The organism is Pseudomonas bananamidigenes (assembly GCF_001679645.1).
GTDB classification, from domain to species: Bacteria; Pseudomonadota; Gammaproteobacteria; order Pseudomonadales; family Pseudomonadaceae; genus Aquipseudomonas; species Aquipseudomonas bananamidigenes.
The window spans coordinates 1-18,705 of sequence record NZ_LRUN01000056.1 but is presented as its reverse complement, the minus strand read 5'-3'; the positions used below and the strand labels follow the sequence as shown (position 1 = coordinate 18,705).

21 protein-coding genes are annotated in these 18,705 nt (G+C 60.0%); 7 read left to right on the top strand and 14 right to left on the bottom strand.

Features of this window, described 5'->3' with window-relative positions:
- Positions 1 to 69 precede the first annotated feature (69 nt).
- Entirely contained in the window at positions 70 to 1,071 is a 1,002-nt protein-coding gene (locus tag BBF94_RS19630) for an LLM class flavin-dependent oxidoreductase (RefSeq protein ID WP_065260633.1), read from the top strand.
- A 73-nt stretch (positions 1,072 to 1,144) separates the two neighbouring features.
- Here the strand turns inward: BBF94_RS19630 and BBF94_RS19625 are convergent, their stop codons facing one another.
- Together BBF94_RS19625 and BBF94_RS19620 are read right to left on the bottom strand one after the other, a co-directional pair.
- A complete protein-coding gene (locus tag BBF94_RS19625) occupies positions 1,145 to 1,366 on the bottom strand; it encodes a DUF1161 domain-containing protein (RefSeq protein ID WP_065260632.1) in 222 nt (73 codons plus the stop codon).
- 125 nt (positions 1,367 to 1,491) lie between these two features.
- Positions 1,492 to 1,707: a dodecin gene (locus BBF94_RS19620; RefSeq protein ID WP_065260631.1), complete on the bottom strand. Its 216-nt coding sequence runs from the start codon at positions 1,705 to 1,707 to the stop codon at positions 1,492 to 1,494.
- A gap of 156 nt (positions 1,708 to 1,863) precedes the next feature.
- Between BBF94_RS19620 and BBF94_RS19615 the strand changes: the two genes are divergently transcribed.
- Positions 1,864 to 2,190, top strand: a complete 327-nt coding sequence (locus BBF94_RS19615) for a DUF883 family protein (RefSeq protein WP_007953918.1) — start codon at positions 1,864 to 1,866, stop codon at positions 2,188 to 2,190.
- Here the strand turns inward: BBF94_RS19615 and BBF94_RS19610 are convergent.
- Complete coding sequence (locus BBF94_RS19610; protein WP_065260630.1) at positions 2,163 to 3,080, bottom strand: LysR family transcriptional regulator; 918 nt, start codon at positions 3,078 to 3,080, stop codon at positions 2,163 to 2,165. The two genes, BBF94_RS19615 and BBF94_RS19610, sit on opposite strands and share 28 nt — an antisense overlap.
- Positions 3,081 to 3,192: 112 nt before the next feature.
- On the opposite strand from BBF94_RS19610, the gene trpB reads away from it, so the two are divergent.
- The 3 genes from trpB (at position 3,193) to BBF94_RS19595 (ending at position 5,800) form a co-directional block, all read left to right on the top strand.
- On the top strand, positions 3,193 to 4,425 hold the full coding sequence (trpB, locus tag BBF94_RS19605) for a tryptophan synthase subunit beta (RefSeq protein ID WP_065260629.1): 1,233 nt from the start codon (positions 3,193 to 3,195) through the stop codon (positions 4,423 to 4,425).
- Positions 4,425 to 5,237 (top strand): tryptophan synthase subunit alpha, encoded by an 813-nt coding sequence (gene trpA, locus BBF94_RS19600; RefSeq protein WP_065260628.1) that lies wholly within the window; start codon positions 4,425 to 4,427, stop codon positions 5,235 to 5,237. Before trpB ends, trpA begins: the two co-directional genes overlap by 1 nt.
- A 119-nt stretch (positions 5,238 to 5,356) precedes the next feature.
- Positions 5,357 to 5,800, top strand: coding sequence for an anti-virulence regulator CigR family protein (locus BBF94_RS19595; RefSeq protein ID WP_065260627.1), 444 nt, complete (start codon positions 5,357 to 5,359; stop codon positions 5,798 to 5,800).
- 69 nt (positions 5,801 to 5,869) lie between these two features.
- Here the strand turns inward: BBF94_RS19595 and BBF94_RS19590 are convergent, their stop codons facing one another.
- The 11 genes from BBF94_RS19590 to BBF94_RS19540 form a co-directional block, all read right to left on the bottom strand.
- Entirely contained in the window at positions 5,870 to 7,831 is a 1,962-nt protein-coding gene (locus tag BBF94_RS19590) for a DUF7844 domain-containing protein (RefSeq protein ID WP_065260626.1), read from the bottom strand.
- Complete coding sequence (locus BBF94_RS19585; RefSeq protein ID WP_065260625.1) at positions 7,828 to 8,148, bottom strand: DUF2388 domain-containing protein; 321 nt, start codon at positions 8,146 to 8,148, stop codon at positions 7,828 to 7,830. The genes BBF94_RS19590 and BBF94_RS19585 overlap by 4 nt, the downstream gene beginning before the upstream one ends.
- Before the next feature lie 28 nt (positions 8,149 to 8,176).
- Positions 8,177 to 8,485 (bottom strand): DUF2388 domain-containing protein, encoded by a 309-nt coding sequence (locus BBF94_RS19580; RefSeq protein ID WP_065260624.1) that lies wholly within the window; start codon positions 8,483 to 8,485, stop codon positions 8,177 to 8,179.
- 107 nt (positions 8,486 to 8,592) lie between these two features.
- Positions 8,593 to 8,910, bottom strand: a complete 318-nt coding sequence (locus tag BBF94_RS19575) for a DUF2388 domain-containing protein (RefSeq protein ID WP_065260623.1) — start codon at positions 8,908 to 8,910, stop codon at positions 8,593 to 8,595.
- Positions 8,911 to 9,045: 135 nt separating this feature from the next.
- Positions 9,046 to 9,255: a DUF1127 domain-containing protein gene (locus BBF94_RS27310; protein ID WP_082302444.1), complete on the bottom strand. Its 210-nt coding sequence runs from the start codon at positions 9,253 to 9,255 to the stop codon at positions 9,046 to 9,048.
- Between the two features lie 257 nt (positions 9,256 to 9,512).
- Positions 9,513 to 9,728 carry a DUF1127 domain-containing protein gene (locus BBF94_RS19565; protein WP_003220409.1) on the bottom strand — a complete coding sequence of 72 codons (216 nt, stop codon included), beginning with the start codon at positions 9,726 to 9,728 and terminating at the stop codon, positions 9,513 to 9,515.
- Positions 9,729 to 10,049: 321 nt separating this feature from the next.
- Positions 10,050 to 11,543: an acetyl-CoA hydrolase/transferase family protein gene (locus BBF94_RS19560; RefSeq protein WP_065260621.1), complete on the bottom strand. Its 1,494-nt coding sequence runs from the start codon at positions 11,541 to 11,543 to the stop codon at positions 10,050 to 10,052.
- A gap of 216 nt (positions 11,544 to 11,759) precedes the next feature.
- Positions 11,760 to 13,208 (bottom strand): NAD(P)(+) transhydrogenase (Re/Si-specific) subunit beta, encoded by a 1,449-nt coding sequence (locus BBF94_RS19555; protein ID WP_065260620.1) that lies wholly within the window; start codon positions 13,206 to 13,208, stop codon positions 11,760 to 11,762.
- Complete coding sequence (locus tag BBF94_RS19550; protein ID WP_065260619.1) at positions 13,208 to 13,528, bottom strand: NAD(P) transhydrogenase subunit alpha; 321 nt, start codon at positions 13,526 to 13,528, stop codon at positions 13,208 to 13,210. Before BBF94_RS19550 ends, BBF94_RS19555 begins: the two co-directional genes overlap by 1 nt.
- A 15-nt stretch (positions 13,529 to 13,543) precedes the next feature.
- Entirely contained in the window at positions 13,544 to 14,665 is a 1,122-nt protein-coding gene (locus tag BBF94_RS19545) for a Re/Si-specific NAD(P)(+) transhydrogenase subunit alpha (RefSeq protein WP_065260618.1), read from the bottom strand.
- Between the two features lie 434 nt (positions 14,666 to 15,099).
- Positions 15,100 to 15,999 (bottom strand): LysR family transcriptional regulator, encoded by a 900-nt coding sequence (locus tag BBF94_RS19540; RefSeq protein WP_065260617.1) that lies wholly within the window; start codon positions 15,997 to 15,999, stop codon positions 15,100 to 15,102.
- Positions 16,000 to 16,157: 158 nt separating this feature from the next.
- Between BBF94_RS19540 and BBF94_RS19535 the strand changes: the two genes are divergently transcribed.
- Positions 16,158 to 17,339 (top strand): acyl-CoA dehydrogenase, encoded by a 1,182-nt coding sequence (locus BBF94_RS19535; RefSeq protein WP_065260616.1) that lies wholly within the window; start codon positions 16,158 to 16,160, stop codon positions 17,337 to 17,339.
- Positions 17,340 to 17,352: 13 nt separating this feature from the next.
- Positions 17,353 to 18,573 (top strand): CaiB/BaiF CoA transferase family protein, encoded by a 1,221-nt coding sequence (locus BBF94_RS19530; protein WP_065260615.1) that lies wholly within the window; start codon positions 17,353 to 17,355, stop codon positions 18,571 to 18,573.
- Positions 18,574 to 18,705: the final 132 nt, after the last annotated feature.

Here is an 18,705-nt window from a genome sequence, read left to right as displayed (position 1 = left end):
CGCTTATGAATTGGGCAGGTTTGCGTTCGTCAGGAACACACCGGCGCCCTCAATCGGAGATGCAGGTTCATGAAGCAACTGTCCGACGTAAAGTTTTCCACCCTCGACCTGGTGCCGGTGCGCGAGAACGGCAGCCCGGCCCAGTCGCTGCGCAACTCGCTGGATCTGGCGCAGCATGTCGAGAAATTCGGCTACACCCGGTTCTGGGTTGCCGAGCACCACAACATGGATGGTATTGCCAGCTCCGCCACGTCGGTGCTGCTGGGCTATCTGGCCGGGGGCACCTCGACCATCCGTGTCGGCTCCGGCGGCGTGATGCTGCCCAATCACGCGCCACTGGTGATCGCCGAGCAGTTCGGCACCCTCGAAAGCCTCTATCCGGGGCGCATCGACCTCGGTCTGGGACGCGCGCCCGGCTCTGACCAGATGACCGCCCGGGCCTTGCGTCGTGAGCGCTCCGGCAGCGCTGACGACTTTCCGGAAGATGTTGCCGAACTGGTGCGCTTCCTAGGCCCGCGTACACCGGATCAGCGGGTGATCGCGATGCCGGGCACCGGCACCAACGTACCGATCTGGCTGCTCGGCTCCAGCCTGTTCAGTGCGCAACTGGCTGGCGAACGCGGTTTGCCTTATGCCTTCGCCTCGCATTTCGCACCGCGCTTCATGCATGAGGCGATTCGCGTCTATCGCAATCACTTCAAGCCGTCCGCAGTACTCGATAAACCGTACGTGATGCTCGGCGTGCCGCTGGTCGCGGCCGACACCGACGAACAGGCCGACTACCTGGCGACCTCGGTGTACCAGCGTATTCTCGCGCTGATGCGCGGACAAAGTCTGGTGCAGCGTCCTCCGGTGAAAACCATGGATGGCCTGTGGCTGCCTCATGAGCGTGAAGCCGTAGGCGATTTCCTGGGCCTGGCGATGGTCGGCAGTCCGCAGAAAATCCGTGCGAAGCTGGAAGTGCTGATCGAACAGACCCAGGCTGATGAGCTGATCTTCACCTGCGATCTGTACGAACACGCCGATCGCCTGCATTCCTACGAATTGCTGGCGCAGGTGATGAAGGGCTGAGGCCTGATAGTTGTGCAAAGTATCCGGGTACAAAAAAGCCGACGCATTGCGTCGGCTTTTGCATTACAGGCGATCAACCGCGCTTGTAGACGATTTCCTTGGTCTTGCCTTCGCAAGTGCCTACGACTTTCCCGTCGTGTGCCCCTTTATCGACAATCTCCAGCGAATAACCGGAAACGCCCTTGGCATCCAGTTTCGCCGCAATCTCGGCTTTCAGCTCTTCACAAGGCTTGCCGGCAGCAAACGCACCACCGGCAAGGCTCAACAAACCTACTGCCAACATGAACTTCTTCATCGGTCGCACTCCCTGGTCGGATTAAAAGAGGCGGGCACCGAGTTCACTCGATGCGCTCACCCTGTAGCGCTTTGCCATTCCTATGGCATTCGGCCAGCGCGCAAGTTCAGAAGCGTAGTCCAAACTCAGCTGCTGGCAATCCGGAACCCGACTTTCAGGGTCACTTGAAAATGGGCAGCCTTGCCGTCCTTGATGTGGCCACGCGTATCGACCACTTCAAACCATTCCAGATGCTTGATGCTCTTGCTGGCCTCGGCCAGTGCATTGTTGATGGCGTCTTCGATGCTGCTGGTGGACGAACCGACCAGCTCGATTTTCTTGTAGGTGTGATGGTCACTCATGGCGATCTCCTTGACGTGTGGATTTGAGCCTAGCAGCGATTTGCGCTGTTGATTTCGGTCGCCGGGAGAAACCGGAGTTCAGATTTTCTGCACTTTCCAGAACCCGTGAAGTCCCAAACAACACACGCCACTCATCACCAATGCAGGAGAGCCACCATGGCCAACACCTCGTTACGCAAAGCCTCGTTGCAAAGCATGGAAGCGGAGATCGAGAGTCTGCTCAAATCGTTGGAAAGCCTCAAAGACGACGCTTCGGACGAGTCGCGCAAGACCCTCAAGGCGCTCAAGGGCAACGCCGAAAGTGCGCTGAAACATTCGCGCAGCCTGCTCAGCGATGCTTACGAAGAAGTCAAAGTCAAAACCCGCGAGACCGGAATCGCCACCCGTGATTACGCGCAGGAGCATCCGTGGACGACCGCCGGTGTCGCGGTCGGTGCGCTGGGTCTGCTGGCCGCCTACTTGCTGTTCAAGCGCGGCGAATGATCCGCCTGGCGCAACTCGTTCCTGAGCCACTGCGCCAATTGCCGGGCGCGCCCGTCGGCGGCGCGCTTGGGTAGCCACAACGCCAGTTGCGCCGGGGTTTCGCAAAAGCCCCATGGCGCGACCAGGCGTCCGGCCTTCAAGTCTTCGGCCACCAACGGTTCTGGCGCAATCGCCACACCCAGACCGGCCACGGCCGCTTCCAGCAAGTAATACAAATGCTCGAAACCTTGTCCCAGCTTCAACGCCTTGGCGTCGAGGCCGCTCTGCCGTGCCCAGCTCGGCCAGGCTTGCGGGCGAGAGGTGGTATGCAGCAATGGTTCGCCGAGCAGAGCGACGGGCGGCGCCGATTGCAGGTTCGGGTAGCCACTGAACAGCGGGCTCATGACCGGGCCGATCCGTTCGCTGGTCAGCTCGTACACTTGCATGTCGGCTGGCCATGGCGGCTCGGCGAACAACAGCAAGGCGTCCAGTCCCGGGCGACGCGGGTCGAGGTCGCCTTCACCGGCTGACAGGTGCAGGCGCAAGTCCGGCAGATCGGCATTCAGCCTGCCCAATCTGGGGATGAACCAGCGCGCCAGCAGGCTGCCGGAGCAACCGAGCACGAACGGCGCGTCGGCGGTGCTTTGGGTGAGCTCGGCGCACGCGCTGCGCAAGCGATCGAACGCCTCGCCGCTGGCGTCGCGCAGACGGATGCCGGCATCTGTGAGTTTCAAGCCGCGACCATCCTTGACGAACAGGCTGACGCCCAGATGCTCTTCAAGCACCTTGAGCTGGCGGCTGACTGCGCCGTGAGTGACGTGCAGCTGCTCGGCAGCCTGGCTGACGCTGTTCAGCCGGGCGGTGGCTTCGAACGCACGCAAGGCGTTCAGCGGGGGAAGGTCATGGCTCATGGTATCTGTGAGTTTTTCTGACAGGTTGTGGCGATCTTATCGGTTTTCAGCCTTAAAGGTCAGGGGTAGAGTGAACGCCATTGTCTTCTCGTGAAATCCGCTGGAGCGAACCATGACCCAGACTTCGAACACCTCCGATCTGCGTAACGGCCCTGACGCCAACGGCTTGTTCGGCTCGTTCGGCGGCCGTTATGTCGCCGAAACCCTGATGCCGTTGATCCTCGATCTGGCCCGCGAATACGAAGCGGCCAAGGAAGATCCGGCGTTCAAGGAGGAACTGGCCTACTTCCAGCGCGATTACGTCGGACGTCCGAGCCCGCTGTATTTCGCCGAACGCCTCACCGAGTTCTGTGGCGGCGCGAAGATTTACCTCAAGCGCGAAGAGCTGAATCACACCGGCGCGCACAAGATCAACAACTGCATCGGCCAGATCCTGCTGGCGCGGCGCATGGGCAAGAAACGCATCATCGCCGAGACCGGCGCCGGCATGCACGGCGTGGCCACCGCCACCGTGGCTGCTCGCTTCGGTCTGCAATGCGTGATCTACATGGGCACCACCGATATCGAGCGCCAGCAGGCCAACGTTTTTCGCATGAAGCTGCTGGGCGCCGAAGTGATCCCGGTGGTCGCCGGCACCGGCACTTTGAAAGACGCGATGAACGAAGCGCTGCGTGACTGGGTGACCAACGTCGACAGCACCTTCTACCTGATCGGCACCGTGGCTGGCCCGCACCCTTACCCGGCGATGGTTCGCGACTTCCAGGCCGTGATCGGCAAGGAAACCCGCGAGCAGTTGCAAGCCCAGGAAGGTCGCCTGCCGGACAGCCTGGTGGCATGCATCGGCGGCGGTTCCAATGCCATGGGCCTGTTCCACCCGTTCCTCGATGACAAGAGCGTGGAAATCATCGGCGTCGAAGCCGCCGGTTACGGCATCGAAACGGGCAAGCATGCGGCCAGCCTCAACGGCGGCGTACCGGGTGTGTTGCACGGCAACCGTACCTTCCTGCTGCAGGATGAGGATGGCCAGATCATCGACGCCCATTCGATTTCCGCCGGCCTCGACTATCCGGGTATCGGCCCTGAACACGCCTGGTTGCATGACATCGGCCGGGTCCAGTACACCTCGGTAACCGATGACGAAGCGCTGGCTGCATTCCACCAGTGCTGCCGCCTCGAAGGCATCATCCCGGCTCTGGAAAGCGCCCACGCCCTGGCCGAAGTATTCAAACGCGCACCGAAGCTGCCGAAGGATCACCTGATGGTGGTCAATCTGTCCGGTCGCGGTGACAAAGACATGCAGACCGTCATGCACCACATGGAAACTTCCAAGCAGGAGAAACACTGATGAGCCGCCTGCAAACCCGCTTTGCTGAACTCAAGGAACAGAACCGCGCCGCACTCGTGACCTTTGTCACCGCAGGCGATCCGGACTACGACACCTCTCTGGCAATTCTCAAGGGCCTGCCGAAAGCCGGTGCCGATGTGATCGAACTGGGCATGCCATTCACCGACCCGATGGCCGACGGTCCGGCGATTCAACTGGCGAACATCCGTGCCTTGGGCGCAAAGCAGAACCTGATCAAAACCCTACAAATGGTTCGCGAGTTCCGCAAGGACGACAGCGATACGCCGCTGGTGCTGATGGGTTACTTCAACCCGATCCACAAGTTCGGCGTCGAGCGCTTCATCGCCGAAGCCAAGGAGGCTGGTGTCGATGGTCTGATCGTGGTCGACATGCCACCGGAGCACAACCCGGAGCTGTGCGACCCGGCCCAGGCTGCCGGCATCGACTTCATCCGCCTGACCACACCGACCACCGATGACGCACGTCTGCCGAAAGTACTGAACGGCAGCTCCGGTTTCGTTTACTACGTGTCGGTTGCCGGGGTGACCGGTGCCGGTGCGGCGACTCTGGAACACGTCGAGGAAGCGGTGGCGCGCCTGCGCCGTCATACCGATCTGCCGATCAGCATCGGTTTCGGTATCCGTACGCCGGAGCAGGCCGCGTCCATTGCGCGTCTGGCCGATGGCGTGGTGGTGGGTTCGGCGCTGATCGATCACATTGCCAGCGCAAGCACTCCGGCTCAGGCCATCGACGGGGTACTGAGCCTGTGCTCGGCGCTGTCCGAAGGCGTGCGTAAGGCCCGCGTCAGCTGAAGGTAAAGTTCCTGATACAGAGGAATTAGCGCCTCGCGGCACAGACTAAATGAGCAAGACCGAGGGATTCAGAACCCGTTCTGAATCCCTTTTTGCTGTCAGTGCAGTGAGGAAAACCCATGAAAATGCCGAAACGTCTGATTGCCAGTCTGGGCGTGCTGATGATCAGCGCCACGCCGCTGCTGGCCAGCGCCGACCCACGCGACGATCACGACCACGGCGGCCCGCAGCAGGGCCACTACGACGATCGCGGTGGCGATCACCATGATTGGCAAAGCAGCCACCGTGGCGGCCCGCCACCGCGTGACTTCGGGCCGGTGCGCCAGGTGATCCGTGATAACCACGGCTATTTCGTTCGCGGTGCACCGCCGCCTCCGGGTATCCATCTTGAACGCGGCCGGCCGTTGCCCCACGGTTATTACGGCGAGCGGCTGGATCCCCGGGCACTGGGGCGTTTGCCGGTGTATCCGGGCTATGAGTGGCGTCGGGCCGGCGGCGATATCGTGTTGATCGCGGTCGGTACCGGGATCGTCTACGAAATTCTGGATGGCGTTTTGTACTGATTTACAGGCAATAAAAAAGACCGCAGCCTTGCACAGGCTGCGGTCTTTTGTTTTTCAGGGCCGTTGTATTCAGGGCAGTTCCAGGCCACCCGAAGCTTTGTGCAGTTTGCGCAAATGTTCGCCGATCTGCTTCACGTTGGCCTCGTTGGCGGCAATCTCTGCCGCTCGCTTCGGTTCCAGCAGCGCACGCACTTCCTTGTCCAGATCACCGCTCAGTGCCAGCAGCTGTTTCTGGCGCTGGCTGCTTTCGGCTTCCAGTCGTCCGAATTCGCTCGGTTGCGGCAGGCCATAACCACGAGAGTCGAGCAGTTCCGCCGGGCGACTGAGGAAGCCGCTGTTGGCGAGGATCTGCTGCAACGTCGCGTTGGCTTTATCCATGCCGCCGTTTTCCAGCTCCCGGGCACCAAGGTAGCGTTGCTTGACCTCATCCTGGGCCAGCAGCAACTGGCGCCGGAAACTTGCCTGCTCCAACAGCAGCAGTGCAGCGCTGGTGCGCAAATCGGCACGTTCGAACCAGGGCCGTCGTTCTTCGGCCGACAGCGACAGCCATTCCTCGACGCTGGTCTGCTTGATCGGCAATTGTTTCTTCAGCACTTCGAACATCGCCTGATAGCGGTCACGGAACGAGTCGAAACGATAACCCAGGCGCAAAGCCTCTTTGGGGTCGTCCAGCACGCTGGTATCGGCCAGCCCCCGACCTTTGAGCACCTCAAGCAGGCCATTGGGCATGATGCTGTCGAGACCGACAAGCTGCGAGTTATTGCTGCCGCTGCGCAGCAACTTCAGGCTTTCCACCGCGCAGTTGTTGGACAGGAAGAAGTAGTTGCCGTCGTAGCTCCAGTGCATTTCGGCGGCGTGCTCGACCACGTCTTCGATCTCGCTGCGCGACAGGTTCAGCGGCACCGAGGCGAGGCTGCGCAATTCGGTCTTGGTGTATTCGTCGATCACCTGTGCCAATGGCAGAACGAACAGACGCGACGGGTACTTGCCGACCAGTCCGTCCCAGCTCGACAGTTGCACGTCTCCGACGAATGCGCGGTAGGACAGCACCAGATGCTGGTCCAGATCCAGCCGGCAGTCCGGCCCACGGGGCCGGCCCGGTGCGCAGATCACCAGACGCAACATGCTGTGACCCCAGCGACTGACCCAGTTCTGATTCGCTTCGGCCAGCAGGTAGTCGATGGCGTAGACCCGCTCCGGATCGACCTGGCCCAGCGGCTGTTTGGCAAAGTCGTTGCCGGCATTGAGGAACGCGAAGGATTTGGCGCAGGTATCCTTTTCCGACGGCGCCCAGCCGAAGTGTTCCTTGTAATAGCGGTACAGTGCCGGGCGTCGACAGGCGTAACTCGGGTCGAGGAGGAAATACTCCATGTTGACCGCGACGAATTCCTTCGGACTGGAGATCTCGTACAGGTCCGGACTGCGGGCGATCTGCCGGTTGTGCTGCTCGCGTTCGCCCCGGCGACCGACGTATTGCTGCCAGCCGGCAAGGTCAAGCAGGCGCGGATCATCGCTGAGCGTGAAGCGCCGATCGTTCTGACCCCGGCATTCATCCGGCAGGCCCACCAGTCCGGCGCTGTTGTTGCGGCGGGTGCAGCGCTGGATCAGCGTGCGCTCGGCGGCTGGCCACAGGCGTGCGCGATCATAGATGTGGGTGATTTCGTGCAGCACTGTAGCCAGCAATTCCTGACGCACGGTGCCGTGGGGGCGATTGGTCTTTTGTCGGGCCGCGCTGCCGTCGGTGAGGCTGGCGAGCAGTTTGCGGTTCAGATCCAGCTCGGAGACGAGTGTCGCCTGCCCGTAGGCGTTGGCGGGCATGTCGTCGGTCCAGCCGACATCGATGCGCCGATCCAGGCGTTCGATGAAGCTGGGCGGCAGTTTCTGCATCGCTTCATCGAGCAGCGCCTGGCTGGCCTGTTGTTGGGCGGGGCTCAGACCGTCGGTCTTGAGCCGCAGTTGCAGGCTGGCGTGGGCGTTGTTGCCGATCAGCAACAGCGCCCCGGCCAGCAGCCAGGCGTTGAGAGATTTCACAATGCGAGGATGGCTTCGGCGAGTACCTGGTCGCTGGCATCGCGTGCTTCCGGCACGCGGGTGCGCAAGGTGTTGAGGGCGGCTTCCAGGTGCGCGCCACGGATATCACCGTTGCTGGCGACGAAACTGGCGGCGTCGTCGTGGGCTTCGCGGATGATTTTCGAATCGCGGATCGACGTGGTGGTGTCGGACGTGAAATCGATGGTGCGCTGGGAGGCGCGAACGATGATGTTACTGGTGGCTACCAGGGTGTGCGCCTGGGCCATATCGGCCAACAACAGCAGGCCAAGGGCGGCAGCAATCAGCGGGCTACGCATGGAACGACTCCGGGTGGGACAAGAATGACTATTGGACGAGAATTGCCTGTGCCAGTTCAAGGTCGCTTACATGAAGTTTTGGCCGGGATTTGCGCAGATAATGCAGTGCGGATTCCAGCTGAGCGCCTCGTAACTGGCCGTCACTGGCAACGAATGCCGCGGCATCGTCGTGGGCGGCAAGCATTAGTTTACGGTCGAAAGGCGCGGAAGACACCATGCTGGTGGCGTAACCGCTGACAACGGTGTTTTGCGTCGAGATGTCAAAGGCATCGACCGACGTCGCCCAGCAGGCAGCAAACAGGACAGAAGGGATAAGCAGATTTGAAAGAAAACGCATGAGTCTCGGGTGCTGTAAGTGAGTCCCAAGGCTAGCGTAATGCCCGGACCAGAGCCAGCGGCGAAACATCGGGACACGACTGACGTGTCCCGTCCCGCCATATCCGATCAGATCGCCAGGATGGCTTGCGCCAGTTGTGCGTCGGTCGCGTTCAGTTGAGGTGCCTGATGGCGGATGAGGTCCAGGGCACTTTCCAGTTTCACGCCACGGATCCGGCCTTCGCTGGCAACGAAGCTGGCAGCGTCGTCACGGGCAGCGATCACGACCTTGTTGTCACGCAGCGAAGAGCTGACGTCGGAAGTGGCGTCCGAAGAGGACTTCAGCGCACCCACAACGGCGTCTGTGGTGACGATGAAGCTGGAGGCACTGGCATTGGCTGCCACGGCCAGCAGGGCTGCAGCACTGAGCAGGCGAAGACGGGACATGGTGTAACTCCTCTGGAAATTTCGTATTGAGAGGTGGCTTGGTGTCTGGGTAGTCAGACGCCAGTCGCACGGCATTCGCCACGTTCTGTCCGGGATATTAGGCCTGTGCACGAGCTTCGCACAGTGGGCAGATTGCTAGCGCCAGAAGGGTTTCTCCAGTTCGTTCAGTCGATCCGCGTGGCTGAGGCCGAGATCGGCGAGATCCCGCGCATCGAGTTGGGCCAGCTGGCGCCGTGTTCTGACGCGTTCAAGACCTTGGCAGAAACCTCTGACCAGCCGCCGAAGACGACTGAAACGAGCAGAGCGTTTCACCGTGATTGCTGAAACATTCTGTAAGTGATTCATGACGTCTTCCTTCTCCAATGGCGGCGGAAGGTCATGTTGAGCCGGATGCCGTGAGGAAGGCAGATACACCCTGGCAGAATTGTACTGGTTCAGTTTGTTCTTAAGTAAAACTGTACCTGTCTGCGGTACAGGCACCTGTATCGCATGTTTCCCGAGCCCAAAACGACAAGACCCGTCGCGGTTTCCCGCGACGGGTCTTGGCGTGTTCAATTCGGGTTGCTGGCGGTGGGTCTCGCGACCAGAGCCAGCGACGCTACTTAGCGCCAGAACGGCTTGCTGAGCTCTTCGTAACGTTGTGCTTCGCTGATACCGGCGTCAGCCAGCAGACGCGAATCCAGACGAGCCAGTTGATGGCGGCTGGAGATGCGGCGCTGCCACAGCATCAGGTTGGCGATAACGCGCAGAGGCAGGGAAGCCTGGGTTTTTGCAGCTTTGTCTTCGAAGAACAGTTCGGAACTGAGTGTACGTTCCATGGTTGACATCCTTCCGCTTGTGGCGGGATCAGGTAGTGGTTTAACTGGTGCCCATGATCCTCTCGTTTGGCCAGACTCTCTAGATACAGTTCACTCGTATTGTGCGTGACCAGTTAACTGTTTATAGGGGGTGTACGGGTCAAAATCGCGCAAACTGTACCTGTCTGCGCTTATTTGGTGCATTTTTACCCGGTTCGTAGGATTTGGTAGGCAGAATCCGTAAGAAAAGACCAGTACAGCAGTACAGTTTTTGACGGTGCGGGGTGTTTTCAAAATCCCGCTGACGAAACTGTGTTTGCGCCAGCGGAGAATCGGTGCGGATTACGCCGTCAGCATCTGCCCGGTTTCTTCCAGATTGATATGCCAGCTCAGGGCATCACGCAGGATGTGCGGAGTGTGACCGCCGATGGCGCAGGCTTTTTCGAAATATTCGTTCAGCGCCTGACGGTAATCCGGGTGCACACAGTTGTCGATGATGACCCGGGCGCGCTCCCGTGGCGCCAGGCCACGCAGGTCGGCCAGACCCACCTCGGTCACCAGGATGTCGACGTCATGCTCGGTGTGGTCGACGTGGCTGACCATTGGCACCACGCTGGAAATCGCGCCGCCCTTGGCGATCGATTTGGTCACGAACACCGCCAGGTGTGCGTTACGCGCGAAGTCACCCGAACCGCCAATGCCGTTCATCATCCGCGTACCGCAGACGTGGGTGGAGTTGACGTTACCGTAGATATCGAACTCAAGTGCCGTGTTGATGCCGATGATGCCCAGGCGACGAACCACTTCCGGGTGGTTCGAGATCTCCTGCGGGCGCAGCACCAGTTTGTCCTTGTACTTCTCCAGATTGCCGAACACGTCGCTGTTGCGCCGCTCCGAGAGGGTTATCGAACTGCCCGAGGCGAAGCTCAGCTTGCCCGCATCGATCAGATCGAAGGTCGAATCCTGCAGCACTTCGGAGTACATGGTCAGGTCTTCGAATGGCGAATCGATCAGCCCGCACATCACCGCGTTGGCAATGTTGCCGATCCCGGCCTGCAGCGGGCCGAGCCTGTTGGTCATGCGTCCGGCATCGACTTCCTGCTTGAGGAAGGTGATCAGGTGATCGGCGATGGCTTTGGTGTCGACGTCCGGCGACGAGACGGTAGACGGCGAATCCGACTGCTGGGTGATAACGATGGCGACGATCTTCTCCGGCGGGATCGGAATCGCGGTGCTACCGATACGGTCGTCGACTTTTACCAGTGGGATGGGCGTGCGGGTCGGACGATAGGTCGGAATATAGATGTCATGCAGACCTTCGAGGTTGGCGTTGTGCGCCAGGTTGATCTCGACGATCACGTGTTTGGCGAAAATCGCGAAGCTCGCCGAGTTGCCCACCGAAGTGGTCGGCACAATGTGACCCTGTTCGGTGATGGCCACGGCTTCGATCACCGCGATGTCCGGCAGCTTCAGTTGCTGGTTGCGCAGTTGTTCGACGGTTTCCGACAGGTGCTGGTCGATGAACATCACTTCGCCGGCGTTGATCGCCTTGCGCAGGGTGCTGTCGACCTGGAACGGCATGCGCCGGGACAGGACGCCGGCCTCGGTCAGTTGCTTGTCGAGGTCATTGCCCAAGCTGGCACCGGTCATCAGGCTGATTTTCAGCGGCGTGACCTTGGCGCGCTCGGCCAGTGCATGGGGTACGGCTTTGGCTTCGCCGGCGCGGGTGAAGCCGCTCATGCCGACGGTCATGCCGTCCTCAATCAGCGCAGCGGCGTCGGCGGCGCTCATCACTTTATCCAACAACGAAGGCAGGCGAATACGGTCACGGTACATGGATTATTTTCTCGGGCAGCGAGTAGCAGGATGCGCAGTCTAGTGAATTTCGCGGACACCTGTCCCGCTACCAAGGTCGCAAACGAGGCGTCTATTTGGCGGGTTTCAAGTAAAACACCGTTACCGGATCTGCAACAACGCGGCAAATTGTCCGACGGTTTTTGCAAACAAAAACGCCCCGACAGGTCGGGGCGTCCGGGTACAACAATCAGCGGTTTACTCGACCGCTTTGACCATGTCTTCGATGACTTTCTTCGCGTCACCGAACACCATCATGGTCTTGTCCAGATAGAACAGTTCGTTGTCCAGACCGGCATAGCCGCTGGCCATCGAGCGCTTGTTGACGATGATGGTCTTGGCCTTGAACGCCTCGAGAATCGGCATGCCGGCAATCGGCGATTTCGGATCGTTCTTGGCGGCCGGGTTGACCACGTCGTTGGCACCGAGCACGAGCACCACGTCGGCCTGACCGAACTCGGAGTTGATGTCTTCCATCTCGAACACCTGGTCGTACGGCACTTCGGCTTCGGCCAGCAATACGTTCATGTGGCCAGGCATCCGACCGGCCACCGGGTGGATCGCGTATTTCACGGTCACGCCGTGGTGGGTCAGCTTCTCGGTGAGCTCTTTCAGGGCATGCTGTGCACGGGCCACTGCCAGGCCGTAACCTGGCACGATGATTACGGTGTCGGCATTGGTCAGCAGGAACGTCGCGTCGTCAGCCGAACCGGATTTCACCGGACGGGCTTCCTTCTCGCCGGCAGGACCGGCGTCTGCTGTATTGCCGAAGCCGCCGAGCAATACATTAAAGAAGGAACGGTTCATCGCCTTGCACATGATGTACGAGAGGATCGCACCGCTCGAACCCACCAGCGAACCGGCGATGATCAGCATCGAGTTGTTCAGCGAAAAGCCGATACCCGCCGCTGCCCAGCCGGAATAGCTGTTGAGCATCGATACCACCACCGGCATGTCGGCGCCACCGATCGGGATGATGATCAGCACGCCCATGACGAACGCCAGAGCCAGCATCAGTGCGAACGCGGCGAGGTTGCCGGTCAGCATGAAGGTAACGCCGAGGATCAGTGTTGCCAGGCCCAATACCGCGTTCAGCTTGTGCTGACCGCTGAACTGTACCGGTGCACCCTGAAACAGGCGGAACTTGTACTTGCCCGACAGCTTGCCGAAGGCGATCACCGAGCCGGAGAACGTGATGGCGCCGATGGCTGCGCCGAGGAACAGCTCCAGACGATTGCCCGCCGGGATAGAGTCGCCCAGTTGCTTGACGATGCCCAGCGACTGCGGCTCGACCACCGCCGCGATGGCGATGAACACCGCTGCCAGACCGATCATGCTGTGCATGAACGCGACCAGTTCCGGCATCTTGGTCATTTCAACGCGCTTGGCCATGATCGAACCGGCGGTGCCACCGATCAGCAGGCCTACGATCACATAGCCAATACCGGCGGTGGCCCCGCCTTGTTCTAAAGAGAGCGCGCCGAGCTTATAGATGAGGCCGATGGTGGTCAGGATCGCCAACGTCATGCCGACCATGCCGAAAAGGTTGCCGCGGCGTGACGTAGTCGGGTGCGACAGGCCTTTGAGGGCCTGGATGAAACAGATCGACGCGATCAGGTAGAGCGTCGTGACGAGGTTCATGCTCATTACTTGGGCGCCTCTTCTTTTGCTTTCGGGGCTTTCTTTTTGAACATCTCAAGCATGCGGCGGGTGACCAGGAAGCCACCGAACACATTGACCGCGGCCAGTGCCACGGCGAGGGTGCCCATGATCTTGCCCAGCGGGGTGACAGTCAGTGCGGCGGCGAGCATGGCGCCGACGATCACGATCGCGGAAATCGCGTTGGTGACCGCCATCAGCGGCGTGTGCAGCGCAGGCGTAACGTTCCAGACCACGTGGTAGCCGACATAAATCGCCAGCACGAAAATGATCAGGTTGTAGATACCGGGGGAGATAAGCTCTTCCATCGTCTGAATCCCTGCTTAGGCGTTTTTGCGGATGACCTGGCCGTCGCGGCACATCAGGCACGCGGCGACGATGTCGTCTTCGAGGTTCACTTCGAACTGGCCTTCTTTGGTGAACACCAGCTTCAGGAAGTCCAGCAGGTTGCGTGCGTACAGAGCCGAGGCATCTGCAGCGACCTCACCGGCCAGATTGGTCGGGCCGACGATGGTCACGCCATTCTCGACCACGACCTGATCGGCCACGGTCAGCGGGCAGTTGCCACCCTGAGCTGCGGCGAGGTCGATGACCACCGAGCCGGGTTTCATCTGCGCCACGGTGTCCGCGCTCAACAGCACGGGTGCCTTGCGGCCCGGGATCAGTGCGGTGGTGATGACGATATCGGCCTGCTTGGCGCGCTCGTGCACGGCCTGGGCTTGACGCTGCATCCAGCTCGCCGGCATCGGGCGTGCGTAACCGCCGACACCGACCGCGCATTCGCGTTCTTCATCGGTTTCGTAAGGCACATCGACGAATTTGGCGCCGAGGGATTCAATCTGTTCCTTCACGGCCGGACGGACGTCGGACGCTTCGATGACGGCGCCCAGACGTTTCGCTGTGGCAATCGCCTGCAACCCGGCCACGCCCGCCCCCAGAATCAGCACGCGCGCCGCTTTTACGGTGCCCGCAGCGGTCATCAGCATCGGCATGAAACGCGGATAGTAATGGGCGGCCAGCAGCACGGCCTTATAGCCGGCAATGTTCGCCTGGGAGGACAACACATCGAGGCTCTGAGCCCGCGAGGTGCGCGGAGCCGCTTCCAGGGCGAACGCGGTGATGCCGCACTCGGCCATCTTCGTGATGGTGTCGTTGTTGAACGGGTTGAGCATGCCGACCAGCACTGTGCCGCGCTTGATCAGCGTCAGCTCGGCATCGCTTGGTGCGACCACTTTGAGAATCAGCTCGGCGCCAAACGCGTCATTGGCGCTGCCAATGGTTGCGCCCGCCGCCTCATAGGCACTGTCGACAACGCTGGCTTTAACGCCGGCGCCGCTTTGCACAGTGACCTTGTGACCTTGGCTGATCAGCTTTTTGATGGTTTCCGGCGTTGCAGCAACCCGTGTTTCACCGGTCTGGGTTTCGAGAGGAACACCAATGTGCACGTCAAATCTCCTGCGTGATCTTATTGAGTAAACCCATGCACTACGGATGGTGCGATTGGGGCGGCCGATCAGCACGATCCCGCCGAATCAGGGCGGGGCGCGGCATTTTGCAGGCGAAGTTTATGCCCTTCAAGGGATTATGACGGGTGACGGAAAATTAACTACAAGTCATCCCGTGACCGAATGTCGCAGATGGCCACTTGAATCCCTTGCAGGCCGTGCCTTTCAAGGAGTCTGGATGAATTTGAAGAATTTTCTCATCGGTGACGTGAATAGGCTGCAATGAGTCGTGAATGAGGGCGCAAAGCCACGTCATCAGGCGCTTTTGGGACGTCTGTACGACCTTCGTATACAGTCTGTCGATTTGCGACAAATAGTTATATCTGTAGGGCTTTGATTTTTCTGACTACGGGGTTAGTAATTACTGGAGCCCTTTAGTCTTCTGGGTTGTAGCTGTGTGCCTGATTCACCAGCCAGTCGCGAAACGCCTTGAGAGACGCCGATTCGACTTTGCGCTCCGGAATCATCAGGTAATACGCCTTGATGCTGGAGAGCGCGTTGGGGTTGGCAATCACCAGACGTTTCTCGGTCAGTTCGCGCTGAATGAGGAACGGTGGGATCAGCGCGATGCCCATATCGTGCATGGCCGCCTGGGCCAGCATGGAGAATAGCTCGTAGCGCGGACCTGTCATGTCGCGGGGGATGTTCAGGTGTTGTGAGTTGAACCATTGCCGCCAGGCATAGGGCCGAGTGGTCTGCTGGAGGAGGGGGAGATTGGCGACTTCTTCGGGTCTCAGAAGCTTCCGGTTGCCGAGCAGGGCGGGGCTGCATACCGGCATCGGGTTTTCACCCATCAGTCTGTGGGATTCGGTGCCCGACCAATCCGCATCGCCGAAATAAATGGCGGCGTCGAAGTCGGTATCGGCAAACAGGAACGGACGGGTGCGGTTGGTCAAATTGACCGTCACTTCCGGATGCTTGAGCTGAAAGTCCTTCAGTCTCGGCAGCAGCCATTGCGTGCCGAAGGTCGGCACCACGGCGAGTTCGATGACATTGGTGCCTTGTTGTCCCATCACTGACAGGGTGTCGCGTTCTACCGCATCGAGTTGGGTAGCGACTCGTCGACTGTAGGAAAGGCCCGCTTCCGTTAGCTTCACCCCGCGTCGGGAGCGTCGGAACAGTTCGACACCGAGGAAGTCTTCGAGGCTGGCGATCTGTCGGCAAATGGCGCCCTGGGTGAGAGAAAGCTCTTCAGCCGCCCGGGTAAAGCTCTCGTGGCGGGCGGCGGCTTCGAAACTGATCAGGGCGGTGGTGCTCGGTATCTTGCGGCGCATGTACGTCAACCTCACTAATACGCCGCATGGAAGGCACCTGGCGACGTTTCGGAGTGAGAAAGTAGCACAACAGGATGCAAAATCTTCGTTTGTCGGGATGGCGAAGCGGGCCTAGGATCGATCCCACGTTAATTCATCCGATTTGCGAGGACTCACTCATGGGCGGTAAAGCTAGCTTCAACTGGATCGATCCATTGCTGCTGGATCAACAGCTGACTGAAGAAGAACGCATGATCCGCGATACCGCCGAGCAATTCGCCCAGCACAACCTCGCACCACGCGTTCTCGAAGCCTTCCGCCATGAGAAGACCGATCCGGCGATCTTCCGTGAAATGGGTGAGGTCGGTCTGTTGGGTGCGACCATTCCCGAGCAGTACGGTGGCAGCGGACTCAATTACGTCAGCTATGGGCTGATTGCCCGTGAGGTCGAGCGCGTCGACTCTGGCTACCGCTCGATGATGAGTGTGCAGTCTTCGCTGGTGATGGTGCCGATCAACGAATTCGGTACAGAAGCACAGAAGCAGAAGTATCTGCCGAAACTGGCTTCCGGCGAGTGGATCGGCTGCTTCGGTCTGACCGAGCCGAATCACGGTTCCGACCCGGGCGCGATGATTACTCGTGCACGCAAGGTCGAAGGCGGCTACAGCCTGACCGGCGCCAAGATGTGGATCACCAACAGCCCGATCGCCGATGTGTTCGTGGTCTGGGCCAAGGACGACGCCGGCGATATTCGTGGCTTTGTATTGGAGAAAGGCTGGAAAGGCCTGAGCGCTCCGGCGATTCACGGCAAGGTCGGCCTGCGGGCATCGATCACCGGCGAAATCGTCATGGACAACGTGTTCGTACCGGAAGAAAACATCTTCCCGGACGTGCGTGGTCTGAAAGGTCCGTTCACCTGTCTCAACTCTGCTCGGTATGGCATCTCCTGGGGGGCGCTGGGTGCAGCCGAGTTCTGCTGGCACACCGCACGCCAGTACACCCTGGATCGTCAACAGTTCGGTCGCCCGCTGGCGGCTACTCAACTGATCCAGAAGAAGCTGGCCGACATGCAGACCGAAATCACTCTGGCGCTGCAAGGCTGCCTGCGTCTTGGGCGCATGAAGGATGAAGGCACCGCGGCAGTTGAAATCACTTCGATCATGAAGCGCAACTCTTGCGGCAAGTCTCTCGAGATTGCCCGTATGGCGCGTGACATGCTGGGCGGTAACGGGATCTCCGACGAGTTCGGGGTGGCTCGTCATCTGGTCAATCTGGAAGTGGTGAACACCTATGAGGGGACTCATGACGTTCACGCACTGATCCTCGGTCGTGCGCAGACCGGTCTGCAGGCGTTCTATTAACAGGAGAGCGACCATGGGCGCGCTGTCGCATCTGCGGGTACTGGATTTGTCGCGTGTGCTGGCCGGCCCTTGGGCCGGGCAGATTCTTGCCGACCTTGGGGCGGAAGTGATCAAGGTCGAGCGCCCGGGCAATGGTGATGACACTCGCGCCTGGGGGCCGCCCTTTCTGAAAGATGCTCATGGTGAAAACACCAGCGAAGCGGCTTATTACCTGTCGGCCAACCGCAACAAGCAGTCGGTGACGATCGACTTTACCCGTCCCGAGGGGCAGAAGCTTGTGCGGGAGCTGGCAGCCAGGTCGGACATCCTGATCGAAAACTTCAAGGTCGGCGGGCTGGCGGCTTATGGTCTGGACTATGAGTCGCTGAAGGCGATCAATCCGAATCTGATCTATTGCTCGATTACCGGTTTCGGGCAGACGGGACCGTATGCGAAGCGTGCGGGTTACGACTTCATGATTCAGGGGCTGGGTGGGCTGATGAGTCTCACTGGGCGGCCTGAGGGTGAAGAAGGTGCCGGACCGGTGAAAGTGGGGGTGGCACTCACGGATATCCTGACGGGGCTGTATTCGACGGTGGCGATCCTGGCGGCGCTGGCTCACCGTGATCATGATGGGGGTGGGCAACATATCGATATGGCGCTGCTGGATGTGCAGGTGGCATGTTTGGCCAATCAGGCGATGAACTATCTGACGACGGGCAATGCACCAAGGCGGTTGGGGAATGCGCATCCGAACATTGTGCCGTATCAGGATTTTCCTACGGCCGATGGCGATTTCATTCTTACCGTGGGCAATGACGGGCAGTTCCGTAAGTTTGCCGAGGTGGCCGGGCAGCCGCAGTGGGCGGACGATCCGCGCTTTGCCACTAATAAGCTGCGGGTGGCGAACCGGACTGTGCTTATTCCGCTGATACGTCAGGCGACTGTCTTCAAGACCACCGCCGAGTGGGTGGCTCAGTTGGAGCAGGCGGGTGTGCCGTGTGGGCCGATCAACGATTTGTCACAGGTGTTCGAGGATCCGCAAGTGAAGTCTCGCGGGTTGGCGGTTGAGCTCCCGCATGCGCTGGCGGGAAAAGTGCCTCAGGTGGCCAGCCCGATTCGGTTGTCCAAGACACCTGTCGAATACCGACGCGCTCCTCCTTTGCTGGGTGAGCACACACTAGAGGTTCTGCAGCGCGTGCTGGGTCTTGGGGCGGGTGCGGTGGCGGCGATGAAAGAGAGTGGAGTGCTTTGATGGCCTCTTCTATATAGAGGAGGGGGCATTCTGCAACTTATTGAAAGAAAAGCGAAATTAAGTGTTGACGGCGAATTTTAGATGTCTATAATTCGCCCCACTTCCGGCGCAGTCGAAACGGAAAACTCCTTG